Source organism: Burkholderia sp. MSh2 (assembly GCF_000731655.1).
In the GTDB taxonomy this organism is placed as follows: domain Bacteria; phylum Pseudomonadota; class Gammaproteobacteria; order Burkholderiales; family Burkholderiaceae; genus Burkholderia; species Burkholderia paludis.
The window spans coordinates 18,976-31,513 of sequence record NZ_JPGM01000030.1; the positions used below are offsets into that span (position 1 = coordinate 18,976).

The 12,538-nt window shown below is 62.7% G+C and carries 9 protein-coding genes and 1 pseudogene; 7 read left to right on the forward strand and 3 right to left on the reverse strand.

Annotation, left to right across the window (positions count from 1 at the left end):
- Positions 1-89 precede the first annotated feature (89 nt).
- Complete coding sequence (gene pdxR / locus GQ57_RS19695) at positions 90-1,637, forward strand: MocR-like pyridoxine biosynthesis transcription factor PdxR (RefSeq protein WP_052001404.1); 1,548 nt, start codon at positions 90-92, stop codon at positions 1,635-1,637.
- A 54-nt stretch (positions 1,638-1,691) separates the two neighbouring features.
- Here the strand turns inward: pdxR and GQ57_RS43080 are convergent, their stop codons facing one another.
- Together GQ57_RS43080 and GQ57_RS19700 are read right to left on the reverse strand one after the other, a co-directional pair.
- Entirely contained in the window at positions 1,692-1,850 is a 159-nt protein-coding gene (locus GQ57_RS43080) for a hypothetical protein (RefSeq protein WP_160257539.1), read from the reverse strand.
- A 120-nt stretch (positions 1,851-1,970) separates the two neighbouring features.
- Positions 1,971-4,115, reverse strand: a complete 2,145-nt coding sequence (locus tag GQ57_RS19700; protein WP_034198799.1) for a phosphocholine-specific phospholipase C — start codon at positions 4,113-4,115, stop codon at positions 1,971-1,973.
- A gap of 833 nt (positions 4,116-4,948) precedes the next feature.
- Here GQ57_RS19700 and GQ57_RS39795 point away from each other — a divergent pair.
- The 5 genes and pseudogenes from GQ57_RS39795 to GQ57_RS19720 form a co-directional block, all read left to right on the forward strand.
- Positions 4,949-5,160, forward strand: a pseudogene (locus tag GQ57_RS39795) (transposase); the annotation flags it as partial.
- Positions 5,153-6,943, forward strand: coding sequence for an ATP-binding response regulator (locus tag GQ57_RS19705; RefSeq protein ID WP_034198800.1), 1,791 nt, complete (start codon positions 5,153-5,155; stop codon positions 6,941-6,943). The pseudogene GQ57_RS39795 and the gene GQ57_RS19705, both read left to right, overlap by 8 nt.
- Positions 6,944-7,210: 267 nt before the next feature.
- Positions 7,211-8,221, forward strand: coding sequence for a DMT family transporter (locus GQ57_RS19710; RefSeq protein WP_052001405.1), 1,011 nt, complete (start codon positions 7,211-7,213; stop codon positions 8,219-8,221).
- Between the two features lie 329 nt (positions 8,222-8,550).
- Positions 8,551-8,814 carry a hypothetical protein gene (locus tag GQ57_RS19715; protein ID WP_034198801.1) on the forward strand — a complete coding sequence of 88 codons (264 nt, stop codon included), beginning with the start codon at positions 8,551-8,553 and terminating at the stop codon, positions 8,812-8,814.
- A gap of 628 nt (positions 8,815-9,442) precedes the next feature.
- Entirely contained in the window at positions 9,443-10,717 is a 1,275-nt protein-coding gene (locus tag GQ57_RS19720) for a hypothetical protein (protein WP_034198842.1), read from the forward strand.
- A gap of 246 nt (positions 10,718-10,963) precedes the next feature.
- Here the strand turns inward: GQ57_RS19720 and GQ57_RS19725 are convergent, their stop codons facing one another.
- Positions 10,964-11,344: a winged helix-turn-helix transcriptional regulator gene (locus GQ57_RS19725; protein ID WP_034198802.1), complete on the reverse strand. Its 381-nt coding sequence runs from the start codon at positions 11,342-11,344 to the stop codon at positions 10,964-10,966.
- 80 nt (positions 11,345-11,424) lie between these two features.
- Between GQ57_RS19725 and GQ57_RS19730 the strand changes: the two genes are divergently transcribed.
- Positions 11,425-12,051, forward strand: coding sequence for an NADPH-dependent F420 reductase (locus GQ57_RS19730; protein ID WP_034198803.1), 627 nt, complete (start codon positions 11,425-11,427; stop codon positions 12,049-12,051).
- Positions 12,052-12,538 lie beyond the last annotated feature (487 nt).

The window sequence follows — 12,538 nt, forward strand, 5'->3', positions numbered from 1 at the left end:
GGGAGAGATGACGTGATTGACACGATAGCAATAGCCGGCACTATCATCTAAGCCCACTTTCGAAAACCGGATCAATCCACTTTCAGGCCATGAACAAACGTGCCACTCCGCCAGCCTGGGGTGCTTTCGTCATCGATCCTGCATCGACGCTGCCGCTTCAGGAGCAGATCGCCCGTCACCTGCGCGACGGCGTGCTGAACGGGCATCTCCGTCCCGGCGCGCGCCTGCCGTCGACGCGGTCTTTCGCGGCAGAGCTGGGCGTGTCCAGGCAAACCGTCGTGCTGGCGTATGACCGGCTTGTCGCGGAGGGCTATGCGTACGGGCAACGCGGCTCCGGTATCTACGTGCCGGACGTGTTGCCGGAGGATCTCGCGCCGCCCGCCGCCGTGGCACGACCGTCCGTTATCGAGGCACACGGCGAAGCGTACCCGGCACTGTCCGCGCGCGGCCGTCACCTGCTCGACCTGCCGGTTACGCCGGTGCCGCGCGGGCCAGGCCTGCTTGCGCCCGGCACACCAGCGCTCGACGCGTTTCCGTACGACACGTGGGCGCGCCTGTCCGCGCGCTTCTGGCGCGGCCGACCGGCCGTCGACCGACTTGGCTATGCCGATCCGGCGGGATACCGGCCGCTGCGCGAGGCAATTGCCGAACATCTGGGTGTGGCGCGCGGCCTGTCGTGCAGTGCCGATGACGTCGTGATCACGTCCGGCTCGCAGCAGGCGATCGAACTGGCCGCGCGCTTGCTGATCGACGCGGGCGATGCCGTGTGGATCGAGAACCCGGGATTCGTTGCGGGACACAGCGCGGTCGAAAGCGCGGGCGCACGCGTCGTGCCGGTGCCGGTCGACGCGGAGGGCCTCGACGTCGAAGCCGGCATGCAGTTGGCCCCGGACGCGCGTCTGGCGGTGGTCACGCCGTCGCATCAGTACCCGCTCGGCGTGTCGATGAGTCTGCGGCGCCGGCTCGCGCTGCTGGACTGGGCCGAACGTGCGAACGCATGGATCGTCGAGGACGACTGCGACGGAGACTATCGCTACGCCGGTCGGCCGCTGCACCCACTGCGCGCGCTCGGTCGGCAATCGGCCGGGAATCGCGTGATTTACATCGGCACATTTGCGAAAGTCCTCGCGCCCGGGTTGCGGATCGGTTTCCTGATGGCGCCGCCGGGGCTCGCCGAGGCATTCTCACACGCCCGTGCGCTGATCGATCGGCAATCGCCGGCACCACTACAGATCACGCTTGCGGAGTTCATCGGAGAAGGGCATTTCGCGACGCACCTGCGCCGCATGCGGATGCTGTATGCGGAACGTCGGGATGCCCTGCTGGCCGCGCTCGAATGCAACTGCGCGGACGTGCTCGACTGGGGGGGCGCACCCGACACCGGCCTGCATCTGGTCGCGAAACTGCGCGGCGCGGCCGCACCGGAAGCGGATCTCGAGGTATGGGAAGCCGCGGTGGCACTCGGACTGCAAACTCCTCCGTTATCGCCGCATTATCGCGACGGCGGGGAGGCCGGACTCGTGATCGGTTTCGGCGCGACGCTGCCGGGCAACATGCGGGACGCGGTGTTACGCCTGCGGCGTGCCATCACGGATGGTCAGCGGCGCGTTGAAAATGACCCGAAGAAACGAGTGTAGATGCAGAAGCGGAAGCATTACCCGACGAAATGGATGTGAAGACAACCAGGCGGGTTACCGGCACCCATCAATTGTGCGCACGAGGCAGCGGCCGCCGATCGTCTTGCACGGGCCCCCGACGGCGCGGCAGTAGTCGTTTTCATCCGGTGTATCGATAGCGGGCAATCCCGCCATGCGGATCGACAGCATCACGACAACCGGCATCTTGCTCATGGCGCCGATGGCCGGACTTCTTGCGCAGGGAGGCAACCTTGACGCTCCGCAGCCAGCAGCCATCGCTGCGAATGCCGCGATGCTGCCGGATGGGGCGGACCGCCAGCCTTCCGCGTGCGCTTAACTGCCGAGCAAGGGATCGCTGAAGCTCGGTCGACCGGTTTCCACGTGGCCGCCGAGACGACGCACGAAGCCCGTCGCCTGCTTGACGCTGACGCTCACGTCATACCAGCCCCAGGCCCGACGCAGATCCAGGTCGACCTGCACCTTGCCGCGGGGCGGAACTGTGCGTGTGACCGTTTTGCCCGGGTCGTACGCGTTCGTCATCGAGAAATCGAGCGGCTGCCGGCCCGGATTCTCGAACCACACCTCGAGATTGCCGTTGGCGACATCGTAGGCCTCACCGACTTCAGGTTGCGGCATGCCGCTCGCCACCGTGCCTGCGATGCGGCGCAGGAAGCCGTTCGGCCCCAGGATCGTATAGTCGTAGGTGCCACCAGAGCCGAGCGCCAACTGATCCCGGACATGCTTGCCGGCTTCCACCGTGTAGCTGTGCGGCGCGCTGCCATCCGCGGCATAGGCCAGGAACACGGCGCCGACCATACCGGTATTCGAGAAGCGCAGCGACAAGAAGCCCGGCGTGCGCTCGGTGCTCGCTTGCACGAACAGTTCGTATGGCAGCGCGCGCGCCGGACGTACCCCCGGCTCTTGCGTCGGCTGGGTCTGAACCGTCGGCGCGGACGGCGTGTAAGTCGTGCCTGCGGCCGGCGGATTCGCGGGATGGAACGCCGGTACGAACGACGAGGTATCGGGCAGTTGCGGCAGCGACTCGTTCGGCGTGGCGAAATTGAACGCCGAGGTCAGATCGCCGCACACGGCGCGACGCCACGGCGTGATGTTCGATTCGGCCAAATGCTTGTTCGCCGCGGTACCGAAGCGCTTCTGGATAAAGCGGATCACCGAGGTATGATCGAAAACCTCCGAGCAGACCCAACCGCCGCGCGACCACGGCGACACCACCAGCATCGGCACTCGGGGCCCGAGGCCGTAAGGGCCCGACACATTGACACCCGCCGCATAGCGGCCCGTGCCCGTGACATAGAACTCGTTGACCGTGTCTACCGTCGACTTGCCGTTGCCGCTCCCGGCCGGGAACGGCGGCACCACGTGATCGAAATAACCGTCGTTCTCGTCGTAATTGATCAGGAATACGGTCTTGCTCCACAGCGTCGGATTCGAAGTCAGGATCTGCAGAATCTGGTCCACATACCAGGCGCCGTAGTTCGACGTCCAGGTCGGGTGTTCGCAAAATGCCTGCGGCGCCACGATCCAGGATACCTGCGGCAGGGTGCCGTTCGCCACGTCGGCCTTGAGCTGGTCGAAATACGTGCCGCCGTTCAGCACGTTGGTACCGCTTAGCGCGCCCTGGTGCAACGGCGAGCTCGCCGCCGCGCTCTGATATTGCGCGAAATAGAGCAGCGCGCTGTCACCGTAGTTGCCGATAAACGGGTTGCTGGTATAGCCCCACTCGTTGGCCTCGTTCAGGCCATTGCCGACATCCTGATAGACCTTCCAGGAAATACCCGCGGACTGCAGGGTCTCGGGAAACGTCGACCACGTGAAGCCGGGATCGAGACGCGTATTGTCCAGCACCGGACCGCCGCCCTGGGCATCGTTGCCGACCCAGCCGGTCCACATGTAGAAGCGGTTCGGGTCGGTCGGGCCAAGCACCGAGCAGTGGTAGCCGTCGCAGATCGTGAATGCGTCGGCCAGTTGATAGTGGAACGGAAGATCCTCGCGCGTCAGATAGGCCATTGCAGCGGCGCCCTTGGCCGGCACCCACTGGTTATAAAGCCCCTGGTTCCACGCCTGATGCGTCGTGTTCCAGTCGTGCGCGAGATCCACGATGAAGGTCTCGCCCAGCGTCATGCCGGTGCTCTGCTCGCCCGGATGGAACGGCATCACGCAGCTCGTTGCGCCCGGCGCGGTCGGCTGCGCCCAGACCGACTGACCGTTCGGCAGCGACAGCGCGCGCTTGTCGCCGAAACCGCGCACGCCGCGTAGCGAGCCGAAGTAATGATCGAACGAACGGTTCTCCTGCATCAGCACGACGATATGCTCGACGTCCTGAATGGTGCCGGTGGCGTTGTGCGCGGGAATCGCAAGCGCGTTGCGAATTCCGGCGGGCAAGATGCTCATGGCCGTGGCTGCGCCTGCGGTACGGGCTGCGGCACGTAAAAAATCACGTCGACTCTGGTGGGGCATGATGTCTCGTTCCTGCTTTGATTGACTGCATGGGGAGAAATACAGCGCGGCCACTACAGCGAAGAGGTCCGCGCCACGACAGCAAACTCAATCCACGGTATGCCCGGCAGGGGGCGCCAACGCCGCGACGGCGGCTTGCTCGGCCGCTATCAGGCGAAGCGCAGTAGCGCCCGTCCGGCGAAGCGGGCGGGCCGGCGACAGGATCATCTCGGTGGCATCGGGCGCGGGCTGTGTGCCGGGAGCGGCAGAGATATCGGCGGAGGCGGATGAAGGGAGCCGTGCTGTTCCATCGGTGGTGAGGTGGAGATTGCCAACCGCCGGCCGCACGCCGAGTACGACAATCGGAAAGACAACCGGGCGGGCATTTCGGTTCGATCTCGTCCGGCTGGACACTCGCTGAGTTTCCTTGCCCCTGTCGTCATTCACTACGGTTTTAAAAGTTCTGTTCATCATTTAGTGGAATCAAAACTATTATTTGATAATTAAACGTAGAGAGATACTGGAAAATATTAAATGTATTGAGATGGCATGTAGCTTGCGTGACATTTCTCCTGACTTCAAACTTATTAAGGATATCGATTGAAATCTAGGAGGCATTATCAACGCAACAGGCAAGATAAGCGCCGCTTGAATCAATTTCCCCTCTTTTTGGTTTTTATTGTTCGGTGTCTTTTCTATTTTTGTAAAGAAATCGAAAGAATCGATTGTATGGTGTTGCTCCGGTCGGAGGCGCTGCCATATCTGATCCGGATGTGACTGAACGAAGCACTGTCGAAGATGGACGAGACGCTCCCGACGATGAACGAGACGAATGCGAAGGGAAACCGCCGCGTATCGCCCCCGAGACGCCGAAGCGGGCGATGCTGTTGCAGTGCCGCACAGCTTCCGAGGCGAGCGGCAATGGGTGAAGCAGATCACGTACAACCTGCTGTTCCGGCGGTTCGTCGGCCTGTCGATCGAGGATGCGGTGTGGAACCCCTCGGTGTTCGGCAAGACCAGGGACCGACTACCGGATCGGAAAGAGTATGAGGTGATTGATGAATACAACGATTCAATTTCGAGACAAGATTTCGGCCGAGCAACTCAAGATCGTGTACGGCATCGTTGATCTCAGTGTTATCGGCGCAACGCTGCTCGCGATCGTTCTTGTCGTTTCGCTGCATCGCCTGGGGCAACTCGATCCTGCAAGCGGCGCCTCGTGGCTTCTCTACATCGGGACGTGTTCCGGTGGTCATATCCTGCTGTCCCGCTTCTACAGGAAATCGGGGTCATTCGTCAGCCGGCGGTCATTCTGGGCTGCCTGGTTCGTCGCCTTGAGTCTTGCTGAAGGAATCGGATGGGGATGGTCGTCGGTTCAACTGGTAACCGGCAGCAACTTTGAAATTCGCTATCTTGCGGTGATCGCCACGCTTGGCGTCGTCGCAGGGTCCGTTCCTGTCTTTAGCGCGTATCTCCCCGCGTTCGTTGCATTTCTTCTGCCCGCCACTCTCCCTTATGTGATCGTTACTGCGCTTTCCGAGAACCGTGTCCAACAGGTGACCGCCCCCATGATGTCGCTGTTTGTCTGTGTGATCGGCTACCTCGGCATCCTGGGCAACCGGACGGCAACGCAGAACATCAGATTGAGATTCGATGCGGAAAAGCTGGCAGTCGATCTTCAGGCTCAAAACGACGTCGTCTTGAAGCTGGCGGATGACCTGAGAAAACAGAAACAGATTGCAGAAGAGGCCAGTCTCGCAAAATCCCGGTTTCTTGCCGCAGCCAGCCACGATCTGCGCCAGCCGTCGCATGCCCTCAGTCTGTTGGTCGGCGCACTGAGCAGCATCCCGATGAATGCCGACGGAAAAAGCATCGTCGAACAGATCGAGATTTCCACGCTGGCCCTCGACAGACTGTTCGCCACGCTGCTCGACATCTCCAAGCTCGATGCGGGTGTCGTGGAGGTTCAGTATCAATCATTTGCGATCGACGCGATCCTCGCACGAATCTGTCGCGACTACGCGAGCGATGCCGCGGCAAAAGGCATTACGCTTTCCCATGTTCCCACTCGCGCAGTCGTATATTCGGATCCGATACTGGTAGAGCGTATCGTACGAAACCTTGTGTCCAATGCGGTGCGTTATACCGACGCCGGCAAAATCGCCGTAGGCTGCCGGCTTCGCGGCGTACATGTCGCCATTCAGGTATGGGATACAGGGCGGGGCATCCCGCATGACTTGCTCGACCTCGTGTTCCAGGAGTATTACCAGATTGAAAATCCGGAACGGGATCGTGAAAAGGGGCTGGGGCTTGGCCTGGCAATCGTTCGACGCCTGGCCGACCTCCTTGGAAGCGAGCTTGCCGTGCAATCGGAACCGGGTCGCGGGTCATGCTTCGAGATCGTGATCGAACTCTCGGATGGCATGGCCGTGCCGATTGAGCTTCCCGTTGCTGAAAGGCTCGACACGTCTTCCGCGACGGGGCTTGTGGTAATCGTCGATGACGAGCAGCCGATACGTGATGCGATGTCGAAACTATTGACGATATGGGGATACGAAGTCGTTGCAGCCGGCTCGGGAGACGAGATCATCGCAAGTCTTTCGACTTGCGCGAAACGGCCTGACCTGCTGGTGTGCGATTTCCGCCTGCGTGGCGACGAGAACGGCATCACCGTGATCGAACGGGTCCGCATGGAATATAACGAAGACATTCCGGCCATGCTGATCAGCGGCGATACGGCCGCCGACCGATTGGCCGATGCGCATGAAAACGGAATGATATTGCTTCACAAGCCGATTTCGCACGACAAACTCAGAGCGTCAATCGGCAACCTCATCGCAACCGGATAGGGTGGTGTAGATACCAGGTTCGCCGTGTGAGGGGCGACGAAATGCTGGACGAATCGATTTCGTCAGTCACACTATCTGCGTCAACTGCGTGCGCCCGGGCTATATCGCATCGACATCGGGCAATCGCCCTATCGATGAACACGGACTGGGCGCGGGGATCGTCGAACGCCCGCTCGCGCGGCAACATATCCTCGGCCGCGCCGTGTTTTCGCGCGTCGCGGGATGGGTCATTCATTGCCGGAGCAGACCTTCTGGTCGCTGGAGGCCATGTTGCAAGATGAACTGATCGAGCGATCGTTGCAGCCGGCTTCGTCCGGCGTCACGCGCTTTCTGTCGGCGCCTTCCGGCCGCTTCGTGACGGCGCTGACGGCAACTTGCCTGTGGGGGAGCGCGTTTCCGGTCGTGAAGGTCGGATACGGGTTGCTGGGCATCCGGCGTGGCGACACGTTCCTGCAGATCGAATATGCGGGCTACCGCTTCGTACTGGCGGCGCTGCTGCTGTTCGCGTTGATGACGGTCGCGGGCGTTTCCCGGCCGCCGCTGCATCGGGCGGCCATCGTCGCGATCGTGCGCGTGGGTGCGGTGCAGACATTCCTGCAGTACGTGTTCTTTTATGCAGGAATTGCGATGAGCAGCGGCATGGAAGGCTCGATCATCGCAGGCACGCTCACGTTCTTCCAGCTGGGGCTCGCGCATCTGATGCATGCCGACGATCGCATGACCGCGACCAAGGTCGTGGCCGCCGTGCTGGGGTTCGCCGGCATCGTGCTTTACCACGTGATGGCCAACGGCTATGCATTCACGATGGGACGCGGCGAGGCACTGATGTTGCTGGCGATGTTCCTTGCGGCATTCGGCAACATGCTGAGCAAGCAGGCGGCGCCCGCGGTCCTCCCCGTCCTGCCGCTTACCGCGATGCAGATGCTGATCGGTGGTGTTGCGCTGATCGCGGTCGGTGCCGCGAACGTCGGGATTGCACCATTCGACTTCTCGCTCGGCGCCGCGCTCGTGCTTGCCTATCTGGCATTCGTCTCCGCCGCGAGTTTCCTGCTGTGGAACAGCCTGATGTCATACAACAAGGCCGGCGCCGTATCGATCTATCTTTTTCTCGTGCCGATCTTCGGCGTGCTGTTGTCATCGGCGTTGCTGGGCGAACCGTTGCAGTGGTATGTGGCGCCGGCGCTCGTGCTGGTTGCGATCGGCATCGTGATGACGCACGCGGGCGCAGCGGGGCGCGCCGACGGGCCGGACGGCGCTGCGCGAAGCGATCGACCGTGACGCGGCGCCTGTCGTGTCTTTGCACATGCCGGGTGATTGGCTTCGTGTTTCGCCGAATGGCGACGCCTGGCGCTTGACCGGCTGAAAACCGTTCTACAACAGCCAATACTCGTCGCGAACACTTCGCCGAGATACATGGCGACAGCGCTGTCGCCTACCGCCCACGCTGAGCTCATTCGACAGCATTCTTCGTCTCCGTGCCAGACGATCGCAACGAAGCGCGTCGTTATAAAAACTTACAACTTCACGTGACGCGCCGTGCACCAAACGCACTCGAGCCGCGTTCTTCAGCAGGGTGCACACGACCCACTATATTTGGAGATTCGAACATGATGAAGATTAAAACAATCCCGATACTCGTATGCGCCATTCTGGCCGCTAACGTCGCGTTTGCCGACGAACTTCATGACAAGGCGATGGCGGCAACGCACGATCTGCAGCAGTCCATCGAAGAAATGCATGTCATCCAGCAGGAACATGGTGGCGAGTTCGGTGGCCATATGGCTCGCGCCGAGCAATTGGCCCGGCAAGCCGAACACGAGCGCGACGCTGCGCTGAAATACTATCGAGAAAGGCATCCGGGCTGGCAATAAGCTTTCAGAGCCGGGGCGCTTCATCGCGATCCGGCTTTTGCTTCCATACCCGCAACGGGGCCAACCGGCCTCGTTTCATCCAGCGTTCTTGCCGTCAACGATCCACGCTACGGCGCCAGTCGAGTGCTTACGTTTTGTCTACGCCGGGTGAAAACCGGGCCGGCATGATGTTTGGCATGCCGCACGGTTCCGAAGCATCGCGGCGGCGTTGGGACTGGTTCGGTCCGTCGGCGAATGCCGAATGATCTGATGAAAATGAAGGCGCATGACGCGCCTCAAATCGGCAGCAACGGGCTCGTCTGCACACCCGCAGCCGAGCTTGCCGCATGTCGCGGCCGGCTCGCCGGCCCATCCACACGGAACGCCTCGGCCCTGCATGGGCGCTCGAGCGACCCAACGCGTCCAATCGCGGACGCCCCGGCTTCGGTTCCTTCACTGGTGCACTGCGATCTTCATTACAATCGGGCGTTGCTTTCCCGATGCACGGATGCGCCGGACGTTGATTGATGCCTGTTGTTGTCGTGTGGCACGGGTGAAGATCCGATTGCTTCCCGACAATCGGCGTCGCGCGTCGAAACCCGCAGCCGGACCGAATCAAAACACGAACTACCGATCCCGCCACATGCGCATGAGCACGTCCGACAACAGCGAGACCCACCGCAGCCATCTCGTCGCATTCGCGATCGACGACAACCGGCAAGCCTGGTACGAGATGGTCATTCCGTTCATCGTATCGTTGCGCGCGACGGACTACCGGGGGCGCATCGGCGTCATCGGCTACGGCCTGTCCGACGAGAAGCGGCAGCGGCTGCGCGACGACGGTATCGAGGTCTACGCCGGCGCAGGCGTCGGCGACCTTGCGTGGGACCGGTACATCTCCGCGGCCATGCTCTTCGACGGCGATCCCGAATTGCGCATGCTTGCGCTCTACGATGCCGATATCTGGTTTCCGGGGCCGCGGTTCGACCTCTTCGACGTCGTGCCGGACGACGATCGCCTCCATGTCGCCCCCGACGCCCACTTCTGCGCATTCGTGATGAATCCGATCATCGGCGAACGGCGGGACGCGCTGATTCAACAGTGTGTCCATGATGTGCTCGACCGGGTCGGGCAGCCGTTGCAGGCGGGGCTCGTCGTGGGCGGCCGCGAGCCCTGGGTGCGGTTTGCGCAGTATGTTCGCGAGCAGGCGGGAAGAGTCGGTCAGGACTTTGCCGCGATCCACGGCTTCGACACGACGCTCCTGCATCTGTGGGGCGGGCTCGGCGAGGTGAGCCTCGTCGGCTGTGAGCAGAATTTCGTGACGAAGTGGGGGCTGCACGAGCGGCACGATTTCGATACGGTTCGGATCCTGCTCGAGCATCGGGGCAAACCGATCCGTGGCCTGCACATGACGGGCGACGTGCGTTTCCTGAATCACTGGCGGTATCTCGCTCGCGATGCCGAGCATGCGATCGAGCACGGGCAGGCGTTCGCGCTGGCGCCCGAGCCCGGCATGCGGGAGCAGCCGGCCGAACTCGATGCGCACCCGCTCGAACGCCTGGCCGCCAGCGGGTTGTCGTTCGTCGCCGCGCACGAGGACGTGCTGCCGAACGTCCCGCGTCTCGCCGCGGGCACGTCGTTCCGCAATCCGCAGGGCAGTGCGTTCGAAGCATGGACGTCGCACCGGATCGAATTCGAGGTGACGCGCGCACGCATGGTACTCGACCTTTCGCTGTCCTACCTGAGCGGCCAGCCGTCGGCACCCTGTGCCCGACTGTCGCGCAACGGGGAAAGCGTGTTGCTGCAGGCGCCTCACAAACTCTGCCTCGCGACGCAACAGGGCGACCGGATCGCGCTGAGCGCGCTCACGCTGCCGGGGCAGGCGTGTCATACCGCGTGGGATATCGTCGCGCGGGATGCGTGATGGCGTGATGGCGTGGCCCGGCGTGGCCGGTCTCCATTGCCGGGGTGTCCGCGCAGGACGGCTGAGGTCGAGTACGGCGGGCCGCCGTCGCACGCATGCGCGAGACTTCACGCAGCAGACGATCGGAAAAATGCCGGAGACGGGGAGCGTCAAATATCCAGATCGTTTGCAGGTTCGCGGGCAAACCCGTGAGCCGTGAGCGTCCCGGCATGCTCACGGGTTCGACTCGGCCGGCAGCAATCCTCGCTACCTGGGATGTTTGCGATCGAATGCGCGGTTGCTGGCTTCGATCGCCGCGAGCGCATCTTCCGCCCAAGCCTTGAGATCGATGACGAGCGGAAGCAGCGTTCCGGCCAGCGGGCTCAGCACGTACTCGACGCGCAGCGGCAATTCATCGTAAACATGGCGGACCACCAGCCCGTCGCGCTCCATCGCGCGCAGCGTCTGGGTCAGCATCTTCTGCGAGACGTCTTCCAGGCGGCGCTTGATGTCGCCGAAGCGCATCGCCCCGTCCTTCAGCGCAACCATGGACAGCACGGTCCATTTCTGCCCGATACGCGCGAGCACGGCGCGAGATGGACAGACTTGCAGAAACGCGTCGGGCGGCAACTTGATCTTCTTCGTCATGGTTACCCTCAGGTACCTAATTGATTGCGGAAACCGTTGTTGGAAGAATGATGCCACTCAATCAATTGCGGAGCGTGGCCATGAAGATCGCATTTCTGGGCGGTGGAAACTTCGGGGGGAATCTCGCCGAATTGCTGGTCGCGGCGGGGCATGACGTGGTGGTCGGCTTGCGCGATCCCGCCCGGGCGCGCCCGGGCAGCCGGTACCGTATCGTGTCGCTGGAAGAGGCCGCCTCGTATGGCGATGCAGTCGTTGTCGCGATCCTCTATCAGGCGTGCGCGGAGGTCCTGCCGCCGCTTGCGCATCGGCTGGCCGGCAAGATCGTGGTGGACGCAACGAATGCGCTGCAGGACGACTGGTCGCCGCTGCCGCTGGGGGCGGACGGATCGGCGGCCGAGGCGATTGGCCGCCTGCTGGCGGATGCGCGCCTGGTGAAGTGCTTCAACACGGTGTTCGCCGACATCATGACGCCGGATCGCATCGATCGGGATGGCCACGCCGTTACCGCGTTCATCGCGGGCGACGATGCGCAGGCCAACGCCACGGTTGCCGGAATCGCGGAAAGTGCGGGATTCGCACCGGTCGTGACGGGGCCCTTGCGCAACGCCCGCTATCTCGAGGCCATGGCGCACCTCAATATCCAGATTGCCGTGGGTCGGGGTGGCGGAACGAATGCCGGCTTCGTGTACCACCGCGCTCATGTTTAGGGGCCCCGGGTTTTCGGATTCGCTTCGGCCGCCGCTGCCGTCGCGGCGGTGCGATGACGACCCGGTGACATCCGCCTTACGTCATCGCGGATGAGGAGGGTATGGCGTGCGGCATGCGTCGCCGAGGCGATTGCAGGAAAACACGGCGACGGCGCGTCGCGGTCAGGTCCGCCCCTCCGGACATCGCGCCAGGTTTGTCCTCCGCAGCGGCCGGCGCGAATCCGTCTGGACCGGCCCGATCATCCGGATACGCCGGCCGCGAACCGTTCGCATGTGCACGCAGAAGCCACGATTCTGCACGGATCATCGATCTGCGTTCACGATGCGACTCTAGAATCGACACCTGGTCGACGACGGAATCCCGAGACACCACTCCGAAAGGAGGCAATACGCAAGCATTCCGTACGGCGGGCGTCTGGCCGACGCGCATATCGAGCCGTCGGTCCGCAGCCGTCGCGACCGCCACGGTAACGCACCGCCTGAAACG

Excerpts from the sequence above, each read along its gene's own strand:
- GQ57_RS19710 (WP_052001405.1), top strand. The coding sequence starts at position 7,211 with ATGTTGCAAGATGAACTGATCGAGCGATCGTTGCAGCCGGCTTCGTCC.
- pdxR (WP_052001404.1), top strand. The coding sequence starts at position 90 with ATGAACAAACGTGCCACTCCGCCAGCCTGGGGTGCTTTCGTCATCGAT.
- GQ57_RS19700 (WP_034198799.1), bottom strand. The coding sequence starts at position 4,115 with ATGCCCCACCAGAGTCGACGTGATTTTTTACGTGCCGCAGCCCGTACC.
- GQ57_RS19705 (WP_034198800.1), top strand. The coding sequence starts at position 5,153 with ATGAATACAACGATTCAATTTCGAGACAAGATTTCGGCCGAGCAACTC.
- GQ57_RS43080 (WP_160257539.1), bottom strand. The coding sequence starts at position 1,850 with ATGAGCAAGATGCCGGTTGTCGTGATGCTGTCGATCCGCATGGCGGGA.
- GQ57_RS19715 (WP_034198801.1), top strand. The coding sequence starts at position 8,551 with ATGATGAAGATTAAAACAATCCCGATACTCGTATGCGCCATTCTGGCC.
- GQ57_RS19720 (WP_034198842.1), top strand. The coding sequence starts at position 9,443 with ATGAGCACGTCCGACAACAGCGAGACCCACCGCAGCCATCTCGTCGCA.
- GQ57_RS19725 (WP_034198802.1), bottom strand. The coding sequence starts at position 11,344 with ATGACGAAGAAGATCAAGTTGCCGCCCGACGCGTTTCTGCAAGTCTGT.
- GQ57_RS19730 (WP_034198803.1), top strand. The coding sequence starts at position 11,425 with ATGAAGATCGCATTTCTGGGCGGTGGAAACTTCGGGGGGAATCTCGCC.